The organism is Enorma massiliensis phI, assembly GCF_000311845.1.
GTDB classification, from domain to species: Bacteria; Actinomycetota; Coriobacteriia; order Coriobacteriales; family Coriobacteriaceae; genus Enorma; species Enorma massiliensis.
In genome coordinates this window covers 238,737-261,241 of record NZ_HE978574.1, presented here as the reverse complement: position 1 = coordinate 261,241, position 22,505 = coordinate 238,737, and the positions used below count along the sequence as shown (strand labels likewise).

Genomic DNA, 22,505 nt, shown 5'->3' with positions numbered 1-22,505 from the left:
CCAAACGGTCGAACGAGAGGATGGGAGGCCCATGGAGGAACCGGCTACCAGCGCGCTAGACATGCTTTGCTCGGATATCGAGTTGTTCGACGCAGAGAAGCGCATCGTGCAGTACATCCTCGATCACCCGAGACAGGCCTCGAACATGACTTCGGCGGCGCTCGCACAGGCAAGCGGAGCATCGGAGGCAACAGTCTCACGCCTAAGCAAGCGCCTCGGCTTTAATGGCTATCGCTCTTTTCAACTCTCGCTCAATCGCGACATCGCCAAAGAGCGTCCCGGCATTGCGCCGAGCGAGATATCCCTTGATAACGTTGGCGGCTCTCTTCAAACGATACTCAGCACGAAGTCTTCTGAGCTCGAGATGACCGCTCAGCGTCTCGACCATAGCGAGCTGCGCGCCACGCTTAGGCTGCTCAGTGAAGCATCAATCATCCAGATCGTGGCAGTAGGCAACACCATTCCCGTCGCGATGGACGCTGCCTTCAAGTTCAACCAACTTGGACTTCGAAGCATAACGAGCGAAATTAACGAGAAAGCCTCCGCCTTCTCGCTCACCCTCACCAAGCAAGACCTGCTTGTACTCATCTCCAACTCAGGAAAATCGAGAAGGCTCATGCAAATTGCTCAGGTAGCCCGCTCGAACGGAGTTCCCATCGTGCTGCTCACGAGCGAAACCGAATCCCCGCTCGTTCACATGTCAGATCATGTGCTCACAGCAGTGAATCGCGAGCGGCTCCTCACCACGCGCGAATTCCAGCTCTCGCGCATCCCTCTTACCTTTGTTGTTGAGGTGCTGTATTACTTCCTGTACTCCATGCTGCCGGACCCGAAGCATCACATCAGCCTCCACGAATCAATGATGGCATCAGATAAGAAGCTCGATGCTTAGGTGAACGCTGCCAGCCCCTCCGCAACACCGCCACGGTGTCGCATGTTGAACAACGCTGGATAAACTTCCATGCCGAATTACGCAATAAGAAGGCGAAAATTGGCTCCTATTGCGTAAATCGGCATGTAAGAGCTTGCGCGGAGCCCGGCAGGGGCGCATAAAACACATTCTTTCATGCCGAGCCTTCAAAAACCGAGCTGGAACATGCAGCCGCGTGCCGGCATGCCATGCGGGCACGACGCACACCGTCGTGCGCAAGTCGCCACGCATGCAGCCTCACGCAGGAACGCCGCGCTCACGGAACCATGGCGCACGATAGCTCACGCCGCACCCACGGAGCCCCGGCGCACGATAGCTCACGCCGCACCCACGGAGCCCGGCGCGCAATAGCTCACGCCGTGAGGAACACCATCACGATGATGCAGGCAAAGCCGGCAATGTCCGGCATGGTAAACACCGTTCCCAGCACAACAGCGCTTGTCACCGCAGCTGAAACAGGCTCCACCGTGCCAATCAGGCTCGCACGCATGGAACCGATATCTTTCACGCCCTGCATATACAGCGAATACGCAAGACACGAGCCCACGGCGGCAAGCACGAAAAACGCGCCCCAGCCCATGCCGTCAAGCTGCGGCATGTTCGCCCACGGATGAAAGAGGCACGTTGTCACGATTCCCGAAAGCAGCATGCCCGACCCCGTGACCACCGAGGCTCCGTATTTAGGAAGGATGCGCGCCGGAATGATCGACATGCATGCAGCGCCCACCGCCGCAACAAGGCCGATTGTCAGGCCCTCGAGGGGAATCGCCAGGTTGGAGGGGTTGCCTCCGGTCGCGAGAAGATAGGTGCCCGCCAGCGCCAAAATAACCCCCGCAAATTCCCTCCGGCGCGGCGCGCGGCGCGACCTCAAGCACGAATACACCATGATCATCACAAGCTGGAGGCATTGCAGCACCGTCGCGGTGCCCGCGTTGGTCAGGCGAACCGCCATGAGATAGCCGTACTGGTTGAGGAGCACGCCGAGCGCCGCGAACACCACGAGCACTGCCACATCGCGCTTCGTGGTGAGCAGGCGCACCAGATTACCCCGATCCGTACGGCGCGAAAGGATAACGATCAAGAAGATCAGGCCCGACACAATCTGGCGGGCGCACATGAGCCAGGTCGTATCAACGGTATAGTTCTCGAACAGAAAGCTTGCGCATGTGCCGGAAAAGCCCCAGAAGATACCTCCGAAGAGCGTCGCAAGCACGCCGGTAACTGCGCGGCGGTCGCGCTCGGCATTTGATCGGCTGCGTCGGATGCGGCGCCATGCGCGCGACGCTGCATCCACGCCGAATCTGTTCACCGATTTTTCTTCAACCGTCTCCGTCGCTTCTGCCGCCACGCTTTGCGCCCCTTTCCAATACCTTTTCCATCCTTCACCTTAACGTAAGATTCAGCAGGTTAAAAGGCATGTTTATGCAAAGTTGAGCAGGTTCGATCACATGCTTTAGCCCACCGGAGCATGCCCTTGGAAAACGCCGGCATGCCGCGGGAGCACCGTTGCCCAAGCCCCGGCGGCATCACATTCTCACCACGATTGGACAGTCCGAGGGTCGTCAGCGCTATGGTCGCAGGCGGGCGGGGCACTCATCTCGCGCTGTAGGCGCGACCGAAGTCGATCCATGCGCAAGTGGGTCGCTCCACGCGCAATCGGGGTATAAGCGTTACCAGGCTATACACCGTAAGGAGAACCATGGAACCCAAAACCGCCCCTTCTGAAAACAATCCGCAGGCCGCGGAAACCGCCAACCCCCGCGCTGCCGCTGCTGCGCTGCTCGCACCTGGAACAACAACCTGCGGCTTCACCGTCACGCATGTTGAAACCATAGAAGAGCTCGATGCCGACGCCTACGTGCTCTTCCACCATGCATCCGGTGCGCGCCTGCTCTACCTCGCCTGCGACGACGAGAACAAGGCCTTCGCCATCGGCTTCAAAACGCCGCCCGCCAACAGCACGGGCGTGTTCCACATCCTTGAGCACTCCGTCCTCGATGGTTCGGAAAAGTTCCCGCTCAAGGAGCCGTTCGTTGAGCTCATCAAAGGCTCCATGCAGACGTTCCTGAACGCCATGACCTACCCGGACAAGACCGTCTACCCTGTTGCCTCCACCAACGAGCAGGACCTGCTCAACCTCATGGACGTCTATATGGACGCGGTGCTCAACCCGGCCATCTACACGAAGCGCGCCATCTTCGAGCAAGAGGGGTGGCACTACGAGCTCGACGTACCGGAAGGCAAGCCGCTCACCGAGGGTACGCTCCGCTACAACGGCGTGGTGTTCAACGAGATGAAGGGCGCGCTCTCCGACCCCATGAGCGTGTTGGACGACGCCGTGGGCGCGGCCCTCTTCCCCGACACGGCGTATGCGTTCGAATCCGGCGGCGACCCGCGGGCGATACCCGAGCTCACCTATGAGGAGTTCCTCGACACGCATGCCCGACACTACAACTTGGCCAATAGCTATCTCACCCTGTATGGAGACTTCGCTGACGTGCGGCGCGAGCTCGCGTTTCTTGACGAGCGCTACCTCTCGCAGGAAAACGCCGCTGGCCGCCGCATCGCTGCCGAGCGTGCCGCAGGAGCCAGCCCCGCAGCGCTCGCGCCCAACCCGCTCGCCATGCAGGAACCGACCGTGTGCGACTACAAGCGCGTCGAGATGCAAACCACTCCCGAAAACGCACTCGTGGGCATGGGCTATGTCATTGGCCAAGCGCTCGATACCTTCCGCACCGTTGCAGCCGATGTGCTCTTCGATGCGATCCTCGGCTCCAACGAGGCCCCGGTCAAGAAAGCGATTATCGCCGCGGGCTTGGGCGGAAATGTGACGAGCTACACCTCGTCCGCCTGCCAGCAGCCCTATGAGCTCATCATCTTGCAAAACGCGCGGCCGCAGGCGGCGCAGGAATTCCGGAACGTGATTGAGGATACCTGCCGTGACCTTGTGGAGCATGGCGTACCGCGCGACCGGCTCGAAGCGGTGATCAGCAGTAACGAGTACGCGCTGCGGCAGCGCGACTACGGCATGTCGGACGGTGTCGTGCTCGCCTGCGAAGCGCTCTCCACCTGGCTCTATGATGACGATGCTGCAACCGATGCCCTCAAATACGCCGACACCTACGCAGCGCTTCGCGAAGCCCTCGATGGCCCGTTCTTCGAGGACCTGCTGAGGGAACTCGTGCTGGAAAGCAATCACTGTGCTCTGGTTGAACTCGTGCCGGTTGGCGCCGGTTCGGGCGAGGGCGCAGCAGACGCGCCCAAAGCGGGAGAGGCAGCGGCCCCGATCGACTCCGCCGACAGCGCCGAGGCAGCAGATGGCGGCACCGGCTCCACCACCGACACCGAAGCGGCAAAGCTCGCCAACATCAAAGCGAGCATGAGCACCGCCGAGCTCCAGGCAATCCTCGACGACGTGGCAGAACTTCGCCGCCAGCAGGAAGCCGAGGACGCGCCCGAGGATCGCGCGAAGCTCCCGCGCCTCCACGTGGAGGACATCGGCGACGCTCGCCCGGATCCCGCCTGCACGCTCGATGACGCCGCGCCCATCCCCTGCCTTCGCCATAGCATCCCCACGCGCCGGCTGGCCTACGCACTCACCTACTTCGACCTTACCCACGTGAGCTATGCCGAGCTCCCCTACGTGAAGGTACTTTGCCGCCTCATGCAGCAGCTTCCCACGGTACAGCACACCGCCGCCGAACTCGACAGCTTCATAGGCTCCAACCTCGGCTTCCTTACCTTTACCACGGAGGTTTTCCAGCAACCTAATTGGAAGCTCGCCCGCCCGGTACTGCTCGTCTCGGCGGGAGCGCTCTCCGAGAAGATCGATGCGCTCGCGAGCATTCCCCGCGAGGTTTGGGCAGAGACCATCTTCGAGGATACCGATCGCATGCGCGACGTTCTCACGCAGCTCAAGATAGGTGTGGAGCAGACATTCATCACCGCGGGGCACCAAGCGGCGCTCGGGCGCGCGCTCTCGTACGTGTCGCCCGCAGCAGTCATCTCCGAGCAGCTTGGCGGCGTGGACTTCTACCGTTTCCTGCGCGATCTCCTCGACCACTTCGATGAGCGCACGGGTGAGCTCTGCGACAAGCTGCGCGAGCTGCAGCAGCGTATCTTCACCTCGACCGGCACCGTCGCGAGCTTCACTGGCTCCGATGAGGACTATGCCCGCTACTGGGCGGCTGCCGGAACGCTGGGGCTTGCCCCGCGCACCGCTCCTGCCAAGGAGCTCTATGTGCCCATGCCCGAGGACAAGCACGAGGCGTTCGTGATTCCCAGCGACGTATGCTACCTGGGACAGTCCACCGACCCGCGCGCGCTCGGCATTGCGACGGACGGCAGCTGGGGCGTTGCAGCAAACGCGCTCTCTTACGGCTATCTCTGGAACGAAATCCGCGTAAAGGGCGGTGCGTATGGCTGCGGGTTCCGCGCCGCCGCAGACCGCCAGCTCGCGTTCTACACGTATCGCGATCCGGCAATCGACCCCTCGATTGACCGCATCGCGGGCGCCGGCGCATGGCTCGGCGAGCTCGATACGGACCGCGATACCTTTGAGGGCTACATCGTCTCGACCGTCTCGAGCAACGACGCGCCCGTGAAGCCGTATGCGCTTACCAAGCGCCTGAACGGGGCGTATTTCTCGAAGCGCACCCCGGGATACCGCGAGCAGCTGCGCTCCGAGATGCTCGCCACCACGCCCAAGCGCCTGCGCGAGCTGGGCTCGGATGTTGCGCAGGTTGCCGAAAAGGCCCCGCGTTGCGTCTTCGGCGGACGCGAGATCATCGAGGCAAGCAACGCTGGGTGGAACGTGGTGGACCTGCTCGGGTAACGGAGGCAGGCGACGGGCGCTCCGTCTCCCCAGCGCCCGGATAAGGCGCCGGGTACTTTACCCCCCCAGCGCCCAGGCAAAGAAACTGACCATCTGCCTCAGAAAAGCGTCGCGTAACTCGCAGGTGAAGGGCAAATTCAAGCTTCACCGTCGAGTTATGCGACGCTTTCGCATCGACGAGGCAGGGCGCGCCCTCTCGAGCGGCTCGCCCCCGGTCCTGTTGTGGAACATGGGCAGGAAACGGAAGGAACGTGTTTTTAATGCCCCCTCTTTTTATCCGTTTCTTGCCCCTTTTAAAATGAAGGAGAGCTCCCCCGCCCTTATACCAGTCCTGCCTTGGCGCGGGCGATGCGGCCGGCCAGGCGGATGTCGTACGGCGTGGTCTGGTACACGTAGTAGTTGAGCCAGTTAGTGTAAAGCAGCTGCGCCTGGCTGCACCAGGTGTTGAGCGGCTCGCGCGCGGGATCGTCGCCGGGGAAATAGTTCACCGGCACCTGCGGATCGATGCCGCGCTTCACATCGCGCTCGTATTCGAGCCGCAAGGTATCGGTATCGTACTCCGGATGACCAAACACGAAGAATTGGCGGCTGTCGACGCTCTTCACGATATAGAGCCCCGCCACCTCGGACGCCGCGACCACCTCAAGCTCGCTGCACGCCTCCACATCCGATGCGCGCACCTCGGTATAGCGCGAATGCACCGCATAGAAGCGGTCGTCGAAACCGCGCACCAGAGGCGACGAGCGCTTGACGAGGTAATGCTCGTACACGCCCGAAAGCTTGGCCGGCAGCTCGTGCTTGTTGATGCCGTAATGATGGTAGAGCCCCGCCTGGGCGCCCCAGCAAATGTGCAGCGTCGAATGCACGTTCTCCACCGACCAGTCCATGATGCGCTGAAGCTCGGGCCAGTAGTCCACATCCTCGAAATCGAGCTGCTCAACGGGCGCGCCCGTGATAATCAGGCCATCGAAGTGCTCATGCTCGACCTCTTCGAACGTGCGATAGAACGTCTCCAGATGGTCTTCGGACACGTGCGTCGCCTCGTGACTCACCGTGCGCAGCAGCTCGACCTCGATCTGCAGCGGGGTGTTGGACAGCTTTCGCATAATCTGCGTCTCGGTGGCGATCTTCGTGGGCATGAGGTTCAAGATGAGCACGCGCAGAGGACGAATGTCCTGGTGCAGCGCGCGGTACTCGGTCATGACGAAGATGTTCTCGCGCTCGAGCGCCTGGGTGGCGGGCAGCGCATCGGGGATGCGGATGGGCATGGGTGCTCCTTACATGCAAATGGGCTCGCACTGCAGCGCGAGCCCAGACGCGCCGCGCGGCAACGTGAAATTCAATCTTTTCACGCGTTCATCGGGCCGTCAAGCAGTCGGTTGAGCAACTTTTTTCGTCAGAAGCCGATTTTGTGGCAGTTATTTCAGATGTGAACGATTCACGCGGCAAAGAGGGAGGCGCTGCACTGCCTTGGACAGACAGCTGGCAACAAAAGCGCAGGATTCGAAAGCCTGCATCCCATTGAAGGGCTGCTTTTGTAGCCTCGTACGCCGGACAATCGTTCATATCTGAAATAACTGCCACAAAAAGACGCAAACGAAGAAAAACAACGGGCCGAGGACGGCAACGCGCCCCCGGCCCTGTCCAGAGCGCGCGTGGAGCTGTCCCAACCATGCGCGCCTATAGCCTGCTCAGAAATTACGCCCCCGCGGCCTCCACACCGGCGGCAGCCGCCAGCTCTGCCTCCTCGGGGTAGTACACGCCCCACTCGTAGCGGAGGCGCGTCATGATCTCCATCACATCGGCAGCGTAGTCCAGCAGCTTAAGCTTATCGGCATCACCCGCCACCGCCGCCTCGAGGTCGGCGATCTCGTACGCCAGCGCGTAGCCCTCCTCGCCAGCGCGAACCTCCTCACGGCGCCCGTTGTTCGTCCACACGATGGTCGCATGGTCGGCACGCGGATAATCGGTGGCCTCGATATAGCAGTTATCGAAGCTAATCATCGCGCGCTTGGGCTGCTTGGAGTGGAGCGAGAGCGAGAACACGCCCAGCTGCCCCTCGGCGTTGCGCGTCACGAAGCCGCTCGTTTGATCCACGCCGGTCGTGCTGCGATTTGCAAGCGAGACAAGCTCCTTCGGCTGGCTTGCCATGAACAGTCGTGCGATGGAAAGGGCGTATACGCCGATATCGAGCATCGCGCCGCCGGCAAGCTTGGGGTTGTAAAAGCGATTGGTCAGGTCGCCGTACTCTTTGAAGCTGCCGAAATTCACCTGCGCCAGGTTCATCCGACCGAACTCGCCCGTGTTCATGCGGCGCACCAGCTCCTGGTACAGCGGCATGTGCAGAATGGTGGTCGCGTCCATAAGCACCACGCCGTGCTCGTGCGCGAGGGCGCGCGCCTCGTCGAGCTCGGCGCTGTTGAGCGTGATGGACTTCTCGCACAACACATGCTTGCCCGCGGCGAGCGCCTGGCGCAGGTACGTGATATGCGTGTTATGGGGCGTAGTGATGTAAACCGCATCGATGCTCGGGTCTGCATAGAGCTCATCGTAGGATTCGTACACGCGCTCAACGCCATAGCGCTCGGCAAACGCCCGCGCCTTCTCGATCGTGCGGTTGGCAACGCCCGCAAGCGGACGCCCGGCGAGCGCCATGACCTGCGCCATCTGGTTTGCAATTACACCGCAGCCGATAACCGCCCAGCGCAGCTGGGGCGCCAAGAAGATATCTTGGGGGAACGGCTGCGAGCTAATACGCGCGAACGCAGCGTCGGATGCAGCGGCGGCGTCGAGCGGGGCGGCAACTTGATCGGACATGTGCTCCTCCTTCTGCACGGAGATGAACGCGATGACCGCAGGGGCAGATGCGGCTACCGTGAAAAACGGCCCCATTGTATCAGCTGAAACCCGCATGAAGCCGGCGTTTGCCGCAAAGCGAGCTCTTGTAACGCACCCACCGTGCGGCCCCCTGCCCCATGTATCCAAATTTGCGCTAAGTCGGTCTTTTTTCCTGCATTTCTTCCGTGCGAATTGTCCACCGCGCTGGTAGAAGCATGTGCCATGGCCCGTCTACCAGGCATGTGAAGAATCGTCACCCATGTTTTCGCAGGATCAAAGACCGACTTAGCGCACATTTGGATACTTTTCTCAAACCTGAGGAGGTATTAAATTGAAAATGCGCGCCACTTAGCCGCGGTGCTCGTCCTCGAACTCCGAAATAGCTTTGAGGAACGCCTCGCCAAACTCATCCGCCTTGCGCTCGCCGATGCCCGAAACCTCCAGCAACTCCTCGCGCGTCGCCGGACGCTGGCGACACAGCCCGCGCAACGTTTTATCGCTGCAAACGATGTACGGAGGCACGTCGCGCCATTCTGCAAGCTCACGACGAAGCGCACGAAGCCGCTCGAAAAGTTCGGCATCGTCGCCGATCCGCGGCTTGCTGTCGAGAGCCGCCTCGTCGCGCAGCAAATCCACCGCGCGGCGCGCCCGCTCGGAACCAGCACGCCCACGTTTGCGGCGCTTGATGCTGAAGGCGAACTCCTCCGGACTGTTCAGCGCCGCTAACCCTAAGTCACCCATGCCGATTACCGGATACTGCCCCATCGAAACGGTCAGGTATCCGCTGCCAATAAGCTGCTCCACCGTGTCCCTGACGCGTGCGATCGGCAGTTCGGCGAGCTTTCCATATTCCGAATCGCTATCAAGGCGAAGCGAACGAATGCGCTCGGTATTCGCCCCGTGCAACACGTCGGCAATAAGCGCTTTTCCAAAGCGGCCCGGATGTCGAGAAACGAAGCGCATGATCGCGCGTGCGGCCTCTGTGACATCATCTGCCTCGAACGGCGTCAGGCAGTTCGAGCAATTGCCGCAGCCGCGCGCCCCCGCCGGAGCCGGGCTAGCCCCTTCCCTATCACGCTCATCTTCGCCGAAATATCGAAGAATGTACGCTCGAAGGCAATCCGTAGTACGGCAATAGCCCTCCATTTGGGAAAGCAGCCTGAAACGGTTGCGCTTGGCCTGCTCACGCTGCCCCTCATCGAGCTCAACGTCTCCAGGATCGCGGTCGATGAGCCGCCGCCGCAGATTGAAATCGGCGCCATTCCACAGGAGCACGCACCCCGCCGGGTCGCCATCGCGCCCCGCGCGACCAGCCTCTTGATAATATGCCTCGATACTTTCCGGCGCATTCAGATGAATGACGTAGCGAACGTTCGGCTTGTCGATGCCCATGCCGAAGGCGTTCTTTGCCACGATTACCGGAATCGCATCCGTGATGAATCCCTCTTGGTTTACCCGGCGCTCCTCGATGGAAAGGCCCGCGTGGTAATGCCCCACGCGAACACCCAGGGGCGCAAGCTCATGCATCAGATCCTGCGCAAGCTCGTCCACCTTCTTGCGCGTTGCGCAGTACACGATGCCGCTCTCCTGCGCATGCGAGCGCACGTAGTCGCGCACCCAAGCAGCCTTCGCCTTATCGCCCAGCTCCTGCACTTCGAAATAAAGGTTGGGACGGTCGAATCCCGTCGTGACCGTCTGCGGCGCACGAAGGCCGAGCATCGTGGAAATATCCGCCCGCACGCGCTCCGTTGCCGTCGCGGTAAAGGCGGCAAGCACCGGACGCTGGGGAAGCGCGGCAACGAACGAAGCTATCTCGAGGTACGACGGGCGGAAGTCTTGCCCCCATTGGGATACGCAATGCGCCTCGTCAACGGCAACGAGCGGTATGCCAATTCCACCCGGCCCCGCCGCCGCCCGTGCGAACGCGAGGAAGCGAGGATCGGCCAAGCGCTCGGGAGCCACGTACATAATCTGGTACCAGCCCTCGGAGGCTCGTTTGAGCACGGTGTTCTGCTGCGCCGGCGTAAGCGTTGAATTGAGATATGAGGGGCGTGCGCCCGCCGCCTTAAGCGCGCTCACCTGGTCGGCCATGAGCGAGACGAGCGGGCTCACGACCAGGTTAAGCCCGGGCAGCATGAGAGCGGGAACCTGATAGCAGATAGATTTTCCGGCGCCCGTGGGCATGACGCCGAGCGCGTCGCAGCCAGAAAGGATGGCGGAAACCATGCGCTCCTGCCCCGGCCTAAACGAGCTGTAGCCAAAGTAGCGCTTGAGCGTATCGAGCGCCGCGGCCGGCGCATACGAAGCCGAGGGCTCCCTCCCATCGCTCTGATGCGAATATGCCAACGCTCGCCCCCTAGAGCACGAACCGGTACCGACTCCCTACATAATACTGTCGGCCGATGCACACCGGCTCGCCATGTTCATCGGCGAAGTGCACGTTTAGGTAGAGCAGCGGGTCGTTGGCAGCAATCGCCAGTCGGGATGCCTGCTCACTCGTCGCGCGCACCGCCTCGATGGTGCGCTGGGGCGTATGCGCGGGAATGCTCCCGTGAATCTCTCCGATCAAATTGAAGATGGAGACGTCCTCGAGGGAGCGGTGCAGAAGCGACTCGTAGCCAACGTAGGGCAGGAAGATGTTCTCCTCGAAGATGGGCTGACCGTCGGCGGTGCGAACGCGCTGCAAGTACAGGAGCAGGGCGTCTTCGTTCAACTTGAGGAACTGCGCCTCTTCGGAACGAACCGGCACAATCAGGCGGTTAACCAGATGCGCCCCCGCCTTCATGCCGTTGTCCTCGCACACCTGCGTGAAGCTCCGCGCAAATTCATATTGCAGAAGGCGCCGGTTGATGCGGGGCATGCTCACGAACGTTCCGCGCCCCTGCTGCTTAACCAGGTAACCTTCGCTGCACAGCTCCTCGATGGCGCGCCGCACCGTAATGCGGCTCACACCGTAGCGCTCAGAGAGCTCTGGCTCGGACGGGATGCGGTCCTTGGGGTCATACTCCCCGCTCTCTATAGCACCTTTTAGCTCTTCGAAGATCTGCTGATACAGCGGCGTCACCTTGGAGCCAGCCATCCCCTATAACCCCTCTTTCAAAACAGCTATAACGTCTTAACTATAACAACGTCTATGATGTTTTAGAAAAAAGGCCTCCTCACACAATCATTTTGCATAACTAGCGCGCCGTTCGAAGCTCTCAGCCGAGCTCGTTAAGGATGTCCCACAGCGAATCGATAACCATATCAGCACCCGATTGGTCGAGATGAACGCCCTCATGCGGCTTCAGCGCCAGCACGCGAGCCCCCGAGCGCTTGCCCGCCTCGATGCCCAGGGGCGAATCCTCAATAATGAGGCATTCACCCGGCTCAACGCCAAGTTGACCCATGGCCCGCAGGTAGATCTCTGGATCGGGCTTGAACGCGGAGCACTCGTGCCCACTCACCGTGTAGTCGAGCACATTCGCCACATCGGCGATTTCCACCAGCTCGTTAATGAGCGAACGATACGATGAGCTCGCAATCGCCTGCAGCACGCCACGGGCATGCAGCTCCTCCATCACCGGTTTAGCATCTTGGTTGAGCAGCTCACCGTAGGGAACCGGATGCGTCTTCTGGTAATCCCGGTATCCCAGCCGCAGCTCCTCGCGGCGCACCGGGTCATCCGGCACGAAGAACTCCCAGATAGCCGTCTCATTCGACCCGGAAAGATCCGGGATCTCGTCGAACACGAACCCATGCTCTTCCAGATAGGCGCAGCGACGACGGTTGTAGAACCACTCGGTATCGACCAGCACGCCGTCCATGTCGAAAAGAACCGCACGAACCATGACCACTCCAAACATCCTTGCACAAGAAGGGGCGCGTCCGAAGACCCGCCCCTCTAGCTATTGGCTATGAAGCCGCTATGACACCCACCTTTTACCTGGTGAGTTTTAGTAGGTGAGCTTCCACATGTAGCGGCGCTTGGTCAGCGGGTGCTGGCGGGCATCGGCGATGTGCTCGGCGAACACGCGCATGACGGCAGTGTGCACGAACGGGTTGAAGTAGGTCGCAACGCTCGAGGGCACATAGCTGGTAAGGCCGAAGTCCTTGGCGTCGATGACCACATAGCGCGAATCGAAGCGCTGCAGGAACGTGAGGGCGCGGGCATCCATGGCACGCGTCTTGCCATCGGCCATGAAGAGCACGAAGTTGTGGTCGGGGTCGGTGAGCTCGAACGGGCCATGGAAGAACTCGCCGCAGTTGAAGTTACCGGAGTTGATCCACTGCATCTCCATCATGAGGAAGAGGGAGGTGGAGTACGCGACCTTCTCGCTCGCGCCGGAGGCCAGGAAGTGGATGCAGTCGTCGTTCTTGTGCTCCTGAGCCCACTCCTCGGCAACCTTGCCCACGGACTGAGCGGCCTTCTCGGCGCACTCGAACACGCCCGCAAGACCGGCCTGCATGTCGTCGTACAGATCGGTGCCCTCGGTCTGCTGGAGAATCTCGAGCGCGAGCGCGAGCGCATAGCCCATCTTCTCAGTCTTGGCAGCATAGTTGGCCTCGAAGCCGTGAACGATCACGTGGTCGACGCCCTTGGTGAGCGCGGAGCCGGCTGCATGGGTGATGGCAACCACCGGAGCGCCCGCCTGCTTGGCGGTCTTGTTGGCCTCCACGGTCTCGGGAGTGCCGCCGCCGAGCGAGCAGGTAATCACGAAGGTATGCTCACCGAGCCACGAAGGGGCATCGTAGTTGAACTCGTTAGCGGTGAAGATCTGAACGTTCAGCTTGCTCGTGTTGTTGGCCAGGAAATACTTGGCCGGGTAGAGCTCAGACATCGACGCGCCGCAGCCGACGAACGCAACGCTGTCGATCTCGTGGTTAGAGAGCACGTCCGCCACAATCTGCTTAGGCAGGTTCACATCGATCTCGTACATGAAAGAAAGTCCTTTCTATTCTCGGGAGACAACCTCCCCGATCTATACGGATCCCGCATCGTTACGGTCTCCGCGCCATACACTGCTCGCGGCCGCGGCACGGCCGTAAACTCGCCGCGCCGCGCCCATGCGCGAGCGGTTACGCAAGGATGCCCAGGACGTTGAGCAGGATGCCGCCCACGATGCAGATGATAAGCAGCCAGCCGGTCTTCACACCCTTCTTGACCAGCCAGTACATAACGCCGGTAAGCGCCAGCGGAATCATGTTGGGCATGATGGAATCGAGAATGTCCTGGATGACGAGCGTACCATCCGAGAAGGTCGCCGGCGTGGTCGAGCCGATAAGCGTCGCAATCATGCCGCCCACCGACATGAGGCCCACGATGCCGCAGACGTACATGACCTTGTCCATCATGTTGCCGCTCTGCAGCTTCTCGAGGTACTGGTGACCGCCCTGATAACCGATCTTCGCCGCAAACCAGGTGATGAGGATCGAGGGGATAGCCGAGATGACCATGGCCAGGATCGGGCCCATGAGGGAGCCCTGCTGCGCAAGCTGGACGCCCAGGCCGAAGGCGATAACGCGGATCGTTCCCTGGAAGAACGAGTCACCGATGCCCGAAAGCGGGCCCATGAGTGCCGTCTTCATGGCGTTGATGGTGTCGGGGTTGAGGCTCTTGGGATCCTCGGCATACTCCTCCTCCATAGAGGCGGAAAGGCCGAGAACGAAGGCGCTCGTCTGCGGGGTGCAGTTGTAGAACGCCATGTGACGACGGTACGCGTCTTTCTTGCGCTCGAGCTGCACGGGGTCGGACTCATCCGGATAGCAGCGGTCGAGCGTCGGCGCCATGCCATAGAGGAAGCCCAGATTCATCTGGCGCTCGTAGTTCCAGGAGTCCTGGATGGCCCAGGAGCGCCAGAAGAACTGCCAGATCTTCTTATTCAGCGAAACATCTTTCGTTGCCATTGTTCCATTCCTCCTTACTCGTCGTCGTCTTCAAGCGGATCGTAATCGGAGGCTGCCCCGCCCTCGACGGCAAGCTCGGAACCGCCGCGGAAGCGCAGGCTCACGAGAATGATGGCGAGGATCACGCCGAAGATCGCGACGGCGGTGACGGAAAGGCCGAGGTACGAAGCGAGCATGAAGCCGAGGATCAGGTAGACCGTCATGCCCTTGTTGAGCATCATCGAGAGCAGCAGCGCAAGACCGTAGGCGGTAAGCAGCTGGCTGGCGGTGTTGAGGCCGTTGGTGACCCAAGCGGGAATCATGTTCACGACCGCCTGCACAACGTCGGTGCCCACATAGACGGCAACGAAGATCGGCAGGAAGTACATGAGCGAGTACAGGATGGTGCCGAAGACGATGTGCATCGAGCGGGCCTTCTTGAACTGCGCCTTCTCGATGGCGTCATCGGCAACGTGACCGAGCACAACGATGATGGAGCGGAACACGATGCCCAAAAGCTGGCCGAGCACCGCGACCGGGATGGCGATGGTCATAGCCGTCTCGGCAGAGGCGCCGGTGAGGCACGCGAAGGCCGCGGCCACGATACCACCGAGCACCATATCGGGCGGAACGGCGGCACCAACCTGAACGAGGCCCATGCTCACCAGCTCGGTGGCGGCGCCAACAGCAAGGCCGGTGGGAACATCGCCCAGCACCACACCCACGAGCGTCGCGCCGATCAGGGGCTGCTCAAAGTTGAGGCGGCCGAGCAGGCGCGAGTCCATCATGCAGAACACGCCGACGAGGCCGACGAGCACCGCACTTACGAGCGTATCCATAACCTTCTCCTTTCAGATGATTGGATGCAGCTAATCCCTTGCGGGAGTTGTTGCCAAGTACGCGGGGCCCTAGAGCTCTGTGATATCCGTGCGCGGCTGCGTGGGAGTCTGCTGCTCGTAGATCTTGACGCCGAGCTCTAGGAGCTTCTTGGCATCGGCGATCTCGGCATCGTCGAGGAAGACCGACGTGTCCTTGCCGCCCACGGGCTTCGCGCCGTCGTGGTTGGCCGCAGCGCCGAAGTTGACTTCATCCAGCTTGTAGGACTGGCAGAACTCCAGCATCTCGTGCACATTGCCGAAGATGAACATGACGCTCTCTCCGAGCGTGTTGAGCTTGGGCATCTTCTTGAGTGCGCGCTCGACCGTGAAGATGTTGAGATACACGCCCGAAGGCTTGGCAAGGCGCAGCGCGCCCTTCTTCACGTCGTCAGTGGCGGCGTCGTTGTCCACCACGATGATGCGCTGCGCGCCGACCGTGTTAATCCAAGAGAACACAACCTGGCCATGGAGCAGGCGGTAGTCGAGACGCGCGAGCTTAATGTTGGCCGGCCCGGCATTCACATGGGCGCGCTTGGCGGCAGCGGCACCAGCCGGCTCCTCTTCGGCCTCGGCGCAGTTGCGCAGGCCGCGGCGCAGTTGCGCAGGCCGCGGCGCGCGTCGCGGATAAGCTTGGCGAGCTCAGCGCCCTGCACCGGCTCGGTCGCCGTGACGAGCGAGAGCACGAGGGGCATGTTCATGCCGCTGATGACCGTGATGTCGCTGCGCTTGCCCATGAGCTCGACCATGGAGTTGTTAACGCTGCTGCCCAGCATGTCGGTGCAGACGTACACCGTATCCGCCGGGTCGAACGAGTCGATGAGCGCTTCCACCTCCTTGGTGATGGGATCCTTGTCATCACGCTTGAGCGAGACGACGTGGACGTTCTGCACGTCGCCGAGGACCATCGACAACGTGTCGCGGGCGCCTTCGGCGAGCCCGCCGTGCGATGCCAGAATTAACTGATTCATCACGCCTCCTCTTAGTCGTTATGGTCATTATAGATGTCTTAGTAGTCATGACTTATCTAAACATCATATTCGTCTGTTTTTAGCTTGAGAAGACCGTTTGCGGGTGGATTCTAACCGTTTACCGCTTCGAAACGAACGGGCCGCCCACCGGACGGCCCGCCTGTTGAGCAAATGCAAAAATCCCTCTGTCCTGATTTCTCATTAGTAGGGGACCTTCCACATGTAACGACGCGTAAGGTAGTCTTTGCGCGTCACAGCCGAAAGCGCCCGCATGTACACGTTGTTCAGGATTGGCGAGAAGATTAGGTGGTTGAAATACTCGGACACGCTATCCGGAATATCGTTGAGCCCGAGCTCTTTGCCATCGAGAATGTAGACATTCTCTCCGCCATATTGCTTGAGGAACGCGACCGCGCGCTCGTCCACCGGGCGGCAACGCCCCACCGACACCAGCTGGAAGAGCGACGTGCGCTTATCGAGAATCTCGAACGGACCATGGAAGAACTCGCAGCTGTTGATGGTGCACGAATCGATCTGGAGCATCTCCTGGATGTTGCAGATTGAGAACACGTAGGCCGCCGCGAATGCCGGGCCGCTGCCCATCACGTTGATGGTGGGACGGCTCGCATTGCGCTCTGCCCATGATGCAGCGAGCGGCGTTGCGTACTCGACCGCCTTGCGATAGATCGGATCGACCACATCGAAGGCCGCCATCGCCGTCTTATACTGCTCATACCCTTCCGTCTGCTGGACGAGCTCCATGGCCATCATGAGCACTACGGCCGAATTAGTGCGCGCCATGTCGCTTTCGTCGAGGGCAAGGCTATCGTAGCGAACCCTATAGTCGCATACCTCGGTGAGCCCGGATTCGTCAACGTACACGGCAACGGTCGCGGCTCCGCGCTTCTTGGCCACGCGCGCCGCCTCGATGGTCTCGGCCGTTCCGCGCATCGAGACCGCCACAACGAGCGTCGAAGCATCCACGTACCCGGGCGTCGCGTAGACGAACTCGCTACTCGTGTACATCGCCGAAACGATATCCCGCGCCTCATGCTCCATGAAATACTGCGCCGGATAGTTGCCGCCGTTCGATCCGCCGGCACCAATCCACACCACGCGCCTAATTCCGCCCGAAGCGCTCCTGTCCGCAAGCACGTTTTTGATGATGTCAGAAACTTGTTCCCTAGTTGTCATACTTATACTCCTCTTCCTTTCTTGATTTCATCAATATAAATACAAGTCGAATACAAGTGTGACCACTATAGCAAGCCGGATGGATGAGAGCAAGAATGCGCTGCAGAGCAAAACACTTAAGCTCATGTATCTTGTTTAGACGCTGGAAACCACCGTTCCCATCATCTACAATCATGCATACAAGTACGTAATAAGTTGGATGGAGCATGCATGCAGATTCGGGAGAAGGCCAGCACTCCACTTTATCGCCAGCTCGCCGACACGCTTCGAACCCGCATCCTCACAGGATCCTATGCCGCCAACGCGAAGATCCCCTCCGAAGCAGAGCTGCAAGAAGACACTGGACTCAGCCGCAGCACCGTTCGCAAGGCGCTCGATATGCTCGTGGATGAGGGCCTTATCCAAAAAGAGCGCGGCAAGGGGGCCTTTGTTGCCAGCGATGTGCATTCCCATGCCAACGACCTGCTCTTCTCGAGCTTTACGGCCATGATGGAGCGCCAAGGCAGCACGGTAACCACCAAGGTAGTCGACGCCGCGCTCTCTGCGACGCCTGGAGGCGTGGCCTCGTTCCTGCACATCGCGGCTGGCGAAGACGCGGTGAAGCTCACGCGGTTGAGGTACGTGGACAACGAGCCGTTCTGCGTTGAGACCACGTATCTGCCGTCACGCTTCGCCGAACTCATCGACGAAACCACCGAAGGCTCGCTCTATCAAGCGCTTCGCGAGCGCTTCCATGAACTGCCCGGACGCGGCCATAAGACCTTTGAAGTCTGCTATGCCACGCCTGCCGAAGCGTTTCTCCTCGACGTGAAGCGTGGCGACGCCCTGATGCTCGTCATCGACTTTGTGCAGGATTCCGACGGTGCTCCCCTCCACGTGTCCAAGCGCGTGATGCGCACCGATCGCGCGAAATATGTTGAGCCTATCTAGTTTCAAAATGGCGGCCGCCGCGCCGTGCGGGATGCCACAATAGGCCCGTGAACGCTCGGGGCCACGAATGAGTTGAGGAACAAGATATGGACATGCCCACATCGGAACATGAGCCGGCGGCGGAGGCATCGGAGGCGGCTGCCGCCGAACCTCCTTCCCTTCCCGATGGATCGCGCGCATGGGACAGCCAGCGTTCCGCGCGCATAAAACGGCTGGGGCGCTATGTTGCCATCCGCCGCTTCGTTACCCTCTGCTGCGTCTTTTGCTCCGCGCTGCTGCAAGCATTCGTTATTCAGGCGTTCGTTAATCCGGCCAACCTGCTTTCCGGCGGATTCACCGGGCTCGCCATCCTCATCGACCGCGTGACGCAGCTCTTTGGAGTTAGCTTTCCCACCTCGCTCGGCATGATCGTGCTCAACGTTCCCGTCGCGATGCTCTGCTGGCGAAGCATCTCCAAGCGCTTTGTGATGTTCTCCATGCTGCAGGTGTTTCTCGCCAGCGCCTTCCTCAGGTTCTGTACCTTCGAACCGCTGCTCAACAATACCATCCTGTGCGTGCTCTTCGGCGGCGTGCTGCAAGGGATAGCAATCTCGATCGCGCTCAAGAGCGGCGCCTCCACCGCGGGCACCGATTTCATCGCGCTCATGGTGTCGAACCGCACCGGAAAGACCATCTGGCAGTACGTATTCGTGTTCAACTGCACGATACTCGCGATCTTCGGCGTCATCTTCGGGTGGGAGCATGCGGCGTACTCCATCATCTTCCAGTTTCTTTCCACGAAGACGATCGACAGCTTCTACCACCGCTACGACCGCGTGACGCTGCAAATTACCACTGAGCACGGAGATGCTGTGCTGAAAGCCTACAGCCGGATCTTCCACCATGGGTCGACGCGCTTCAAGGCGCAGGGCGGCTACAGCGGAAAGCCCGTCGACTTCATCGTGACCGTGGTCTCTGCGTATGAGGCCGATGACATCGTGCGCTTCGTCCGGCACATCGATCCCCATGCAGTCATCAACGTGTGCAAAACCGAAAACTTCGTGGGCAACTTCCACCGCGCCCCCGCCGACGAGCCATTGCCGCTCGAAGCCGAGGACACGCCGCAGAACGACCCCGTGCTCGAGTTTATCGACACCGTGCGCAGCAACGTGGAGCGGGAGGCGTCGAGGCCGCGGCGGCGCTACTTCAACGGATAGGACACGGGCGGCCCGAATCCGCCGTGCGGCCCCTCGAAACCAGAAGCGGCGCCGCTCGCGCGACGCCGCCGGATGCGCCTGCCCCCGGGCGGATTCGAAAACGACACCCGCGGGGAAGATGGCGGGCGGGTGCCGGCGGCCCGAATCCGCCGTGCGGCCGCCTCAAAACCAGAAGCGGCGCCGCTCGCGCGACGCCGCCTTATACGCTGGTGCCCCCGGGCGGATTCGAACCGTCGACACCCGCTTTAGGAGAGCGGTGCTCTATCCCCTGAGCTACGGAGGCAAGTAGGTAAAGTCTAGCAGAAACCGCCTGCGCATGGGCGCGTCGCGCAGATCATCCAACCCGGCCACCCATGACAACTGTCACCGATTATGCATTGACGTTTTGTCAATATTGCTCAACAATCAAAGATGCAGCAAATTCAGCGAAGAAGGAGTTAGCCCATGGCAGAGAGCCCCGGCCACGCGCGCCAGGCACGCCATTCGCACGAGGTGCGCCGCGAAGAGATTCTTCAGGCGGTCATCGATGTCTGCTCCGCCGAAGGCATCGGCAAGCTCTCGGTCTCCAACGTCACCTCCCGCGTTGGTTGCGCGCGTTCGCTTTTCTACCATTACTTCCCCAGCAAAGAGGTCGCCCTCGAGTCCGCGCTCGACTACACCATCGACGCCTTCATCGCACGCCTCCGCAGCTGGAACGAAGGACGCACCTTCGGCGATATCGAAGGCGCCCTCGACGGCATCTCCCATCTGCTCAAAACGCTCGTCCTCGAAATGCCCGGTATCTCGGGCTCTATCACCGAGGGCGGGGACGCCGTGCTCTATACCACGTTCGTGAACCGCGTGGCGGAACGCTGCGCGCGCTACATATGCGAATCGACCGTCGTTGACTTCGCGCGGTACCACGAGGTCCTCATCGATAACGTCTACGAAACGTTCTACGTGCTCATCAGCGGGCTCATCCTCTACATTCGCTCGCATAAGGACGTGCCGGAGCCCGTCATCAAAGACATCATCGCCTGCACGCTGCATATCGAGGGCTATACCGAGAAGTACAAGGACCGCCGGCCCGAGCACTAGCATGCCGCTGCCGCCGAGCCCCATCGCGGCCGGCAGCCCACGCCTATCCTAGCGCGGGTGGCGCCAACGTCAATCGGCGTCCCGCAGGCTATCGTAGTGCTCCATGAGCGCATCCCTCTGCTGCTGGCGCGCCTCTTCAACGCGTGCCTCGGCGGCACGGTCGGCAAAGCCCATTGCCACCGAAGCCGCGCCCAAGATGATGAATCCGCCCACCGCCATCACCAGCAAGCATCGTATGCCCACGCGCATGAGCTCGGGACGAAGCCGCTCATTGAGCTCGTTGACATTCTCTATGTTCGCCCATCTTTGCGCGCCGCAATGCGGGCACCACACCTTCTTGGAAAAACGCTGATACCTTGGCTCATCAACAAGAGCTGCGCCACGGCGCCTCGTCTTGGTAACGCTTCGCGACTTCGAGACGAAGGTTCGCGCAAGCTCGGCAGCATCCACGTCGAACCGCGCCCCACACGTATCGCACGTCGCCTGCGCCACAAGACCAGAGCGCGACGCGGAGCTCCGCAGGCGCCGAACAGCCATGACGCCGCAGAAGACAACCCACGCGAGCAGTGCGACGCCCATCACCATGAGCACTATCAAACGCGGGTCCACCGTTACCGCCCCTTTCACCGGCACAGCAAAACGGGGCAGAGGCCTACCCCCTGCCCCGTAAAGCTCGGCCTAGCCAACCTCAACTACGCCGCCCTCGCGCACGGTCACTGCCATACCGTCCTGCACGTAACTCAAAAACTCATCGCCCAGGCTATCTATGACCGGCATCGATACATCGTCCAACCATACGTCGGCGAGCACGGCGCCCGCCGCCGCCAACGAATCGATGGGCTCCGAGAACAGCATGCAGGCAGGCTGGCGCTTCATGGCGCATGCGCAGTACAGCACGAGGCCGCCCGTGGTGGAACCGATGGTCTGCGGCAGGCAGAGCGCGCGGCCCGCCATCTGCTTGCCGTAAAGATCCGGATTGTTCTGGTCGCCGCACGTGGCCTTCTTATCGCCAAATTGCAGCGCCTTCTGGAACGACGCCAGCGTGTTGAGCCCGCCGTGCGTCACCACGGCCTCTGCCGTGGTCTCTCCGGGTGAAATCACACGCCCTATAAACGTCTTCATCAGCGCTCGCCTCCCTTGGTAATCTGCTCGAGAATCTCGTCGTCGGTGTAGTAGCGCGCGGTGGTATATGTGCGCAACTTGTTGCTCGATGTGATAACCGGCATGCTCGCGCAGAGCGGGTTGTTCATATACATGAGCGGGCAGATATAAGAGGTAATCACGCCCGTCGCCTTGAGGCGCGCGGCATAGGGCGTCTCGCCGAAGCGCTTGAGCACCGCGGGTGCCGCCGTGAAGACCGTCGGGATGACCACGCGGTCGCGGCCCAGCTCCGCAAGCGCCTGCTCGATGCGCTCGGTCCACGTGACGAGCTGGTTGAGGCTCATGTGCGGGCACCCCATGAAGCAGAGCTTGGGCCGAGCGTCACGCTTCTTCCACACCACCGGGTAGCTGTCGTAGACACGCTGGAGCTCGGCGTCGTCGACCACGTACGTGCGGGCGCCCGGCTTAACGAGGCCACGGCCCTGCCGCACCGCCTCGGGCGTGATTCCCTCCACGTGGTAGAGGCCCACCGCACCGTTTGATGCCGTAGCTGCGCCGAAATCCTTCAGATACGTGCGCGCGTCCTCATCGAGCTCGCCCAGCCACCGGTCGAGCCCCACGATATACGGCACGTCCTCCATCACCTTCATACCGATAGCCGAACCCAGGAGCTGCGCCTCGGGGCGCTTTGTG

General features: G+C 61.0%; 20 protein-coding genes and 1 tRNA gene. 5 read left to right on the top strand and 16 right to left on the bottom strand.

The window, feature by feature from the left end:
* Positions 1 to 31: 31 nt before the first annotated feature.
* Positions 32 to 892: a MurR/RpiR family transcriptional regulator gene (locus HGEM_RS01080; protein WP_019127545.1), complete on the top strand. Its 861-nt coding sequence runs from the start codon at positions 32 to 34 to the stop codon at positions 890 to 892.
* Between the two features lie 391 nt (positions 893 to 1,283).
* Here HGEM_RS01080 and HGEM_RS01075 read toward each other — a convergent pair whose 3' ends face one another.
* Entirely contained in the window at positions 1,284 to 2,279 is a 996-nt protein-coding gene (locus HGEM_RS01075) for a DMT family transporter (protein WP_019127544.1), read from the bottom strand.
* A gap of 351 nt (positions 2,280 to 2,630) precedes the next feature.
* Between HGEM_RS01075 and HGEM_RS01070 the strand changes: the two genes are divergently transcribed.
* Positions 2,631 to 5,765 (top strand): insulinase family protein, encoded by a 3,135-nt coding sequence (locus tag HGEM_RS01070; RefSeq protein ID WP_019127543.1) that lies wholly within the window; start codon positions 2,631 to 2,633, stop codon positions 5,763 to 5,765.
* Between the two features lie 320 nt (positions 5,766 to 6,085).
* On the opposite strand, the gene metA is transcribed toward HGEM_RS01070, so the two are convergent.
* The 11 genes from metA to HGEM_RS01015 form a co-directional block, all read right to left on the bottom strand.
* Positions 6,086 to 7,033 (bottom strand): homoserine O-acetyltransferase MetA, encoded by a 948-nt coding sequence (metA, locus tag HGEM_RS01065; RefSeq protein WP_019127542.1) that lies wholly within the window; start codon positions 7,031 to 7,033, stop codon positions 6,086 to 6,088.
* A 430-nt stretch (positions 7,034 to 7,463) separates the two neighbouring features.
* Complete coding sequence (locus HGEM_RS01060) at positions 7,464 to 8,582, bottom strand: Gfo/Idh/MocA family protein (protein ID WP_035100514.1); 1,119 nt, start codon at positions 8,580 to 8,582, stop codon at positions 7,464 to 7,466.
* Between the two features lie 369 nt (positions 8,583 to 8,951).
* Positions 8,952 to 10,949, bottom strand: coding sequence for a RecQ family ATP-dependent DNA helicase (locus HGEM_RS01055; RefSeq protein ID WP_019127540.1), 1,998 nt, complete (start codon positions 10,947 to 10,949; stop codon positions 8,952 to 8,954).
* Positions 10,950 to 10,959: 10 nt separating this feature from the next.
* Positions 10,960 to 11,682, bottom strand: coding sequence for a GntR family transcriptional regulator (locus tag HGEM_RS01050; protein WP_019127539.1), 723 nt, complete (start codon positions 11,680 to 11,682; stop codon positions 10,960 to 10,962).
* Positions 11,683 to 11,803: 121 nt separating this feature from the next.
* Entirely contained in the window at positions 11,804 to 12,433 is a 630-nt protein-coding gene (locus tag HGEM_RS01045; protein WP_035100512.1) for an HAD family hydrolase, read from the bottom strand.
* A 105-nt stretch (positions 12,434 to 12,538) separates the two neighbouring features.
* Positions 12,539 to 13,522, bottom strand: coding sequence for an SIS domain-containing protein (locus HGEM_RS01040; RefSeq protein WP_019127537.1), 984 nt, complete (start codon positions 13,520 to 13,522; stop codon positions 12,539 to 12,541).
* 139 nt (positions 13,523 to 13,661) lie between these two features.
* Positions 13,662 to 14,489, bottom strand: a complete 828-nt coding sequence (locus tag HGEM_RS01035) for a PTS system mannose/fructose/sorbose family transporter subunit IID (protein WP_019127536.1) — start codon at positions 14,487 to 14,489, stop codon at positions 13,662 to 13,664.
* Between the two features lie 14 nt (positions 14,490 to 14,503).
* A complete protein-coding gene (locus HGEM_RS01030; protein ID WP_019127535.1) occupies positions 14,504 to 15,307 on the bottom strand; it encodes a PTS mannose/fructose/sorbose/N-acetylgalactosamine transporter subunit IIC in 804 nt (267 codons plus the stop codon).
* Between the two features lie 69 nt (positions 15,308 to 15,376).
* A complete protein-coding gene (locus tag HGEM_RS01025) occupies positions 15,377 to 15,868 on the bottom strand; it encodes a PTS sugar transporter subunit IIB (RefSeq protein WP_019127534.1) in 492 nt (163 codons plus the stop codon).
* On the bottom strand, positions 15,865 to 16,314 hold the full coding sequence (locus HGEM_RS01020; RefSeq protein ID WP_019127533.1) for a PTS sugar transporter subunit IIA: 450 nt from the start codon (positions 16,312 to 16,314) through the stop codon (positions 15,865 to 15,867). The genes HGEM_RS01025 and HGEM_RS01020 overlap by 4 nt, the downstream gene beginning before the upstream one ends.
* 201 nt (positions 16,315 to 16,515) lie before the next feature.
* Complete coding sequence (locus tag HGEM_RS01015) at positions 16,516 to 17,508, bottom strand: SIS domain-containing protein (protein ID WP_019127532.1); 993 nt, start codon at positions 17,506 to 17,508, stop codon at positions 16,516 to 16,518.
* 210 nt (positions 17,509 to 17,718) lie between these two features.
* Between HGEM_RS01015 and HGEM_RS01010 the strand changes: the two genes are divergently transcribed.
* Entirely contained in the window at positions 17,719 to 18,438 is a 720-nt protein-coding gene (locus HGEM_RS01010; protein ID WP_019127531.1) for a GntR family transcriptional regulator, read from the top strand.
* A gap of 86 nt (positions 18,439 to 18,524) precedes the next feature.
* Positions 18,525 to 19,634 carry a YitT family protein gene (locus tag HGEM_RS01005; protein ID WP_019127530.1) on the top strand — a complete coding sequence of 370 codons (1,110 nt, stop codon included), beginning with the start codon at positions 18,525 to 18,527 and terminating at the stop codon, positions 19,632 to 19,634.
* A gap of 207 nt (positions 19,635 to 19,841) precedes the next feature.
* Here HGEM_RS01005 and HGEM_RS01000 read toward each other — a convergent pair.
* Positions 19,842 to 19,917, bottom strand: a tRNA-Arg gene (locus tag HGEM_RS01000).
* A 161-nt stretch (positions 19,918 to 20,078) separates the two neighbouring features.
* On the opposite strand from HGEM_RS01000, the gene HGEM_RS00995 reads away from it, so the two are divergent.
* On the top strand, positions 20,079 to 20,711 hold the full coding sequence (locus HGEM_RS00995; RefSeq protein WP_019127529.1) for a TetR/AcrR family transcriptional regulator: 633 nt from the start codon (positions 20,079 to 20,081) through the stop codon (positions 20,709 to 20,711).
* 69 nt (positions 20,712 to 20,780) lie between these two features.
* On the opposite strand, the gene HGEM_RS00990 is transcribed toward HGEM_RS00995, so the two are convergent.
* The 3 genes from HGEM_RS00990 to HGEM_RS00980 form a co-directional block, all read right to left on the bottom strand.
* A complete protein-coding gene (locus HGEM_RS00990; RefSeq protein WP_154646786.1) occupies positions 20,781 to 21,320 on the bottom strand; it encodes a hypothetical protein in 540 nt (179 codons plus the stop codon).
* A gap of 69 nt (positions 21,321 to 21,389) precedes the next feature.
* Entirely contained in the window at positions 21,390 to 21,833 is a 444-nt protein-coding gene (locus tag HGEM_RS00985) for an aconitase X swivel domain-containing protein (protein WP_019127527.1), read from the bottom strand.
* The coding region (locus tag HGEM_RS00980) for an aconitase X (RefSeq protein WP_035100507.1) at positions 21,833 to 22,505 on the bottom strand (673 nt) is incomplete at its 5' end. The genes HGEM_RS00985 and HGEM_RS00980, both read right to left, overlap by 1 nt.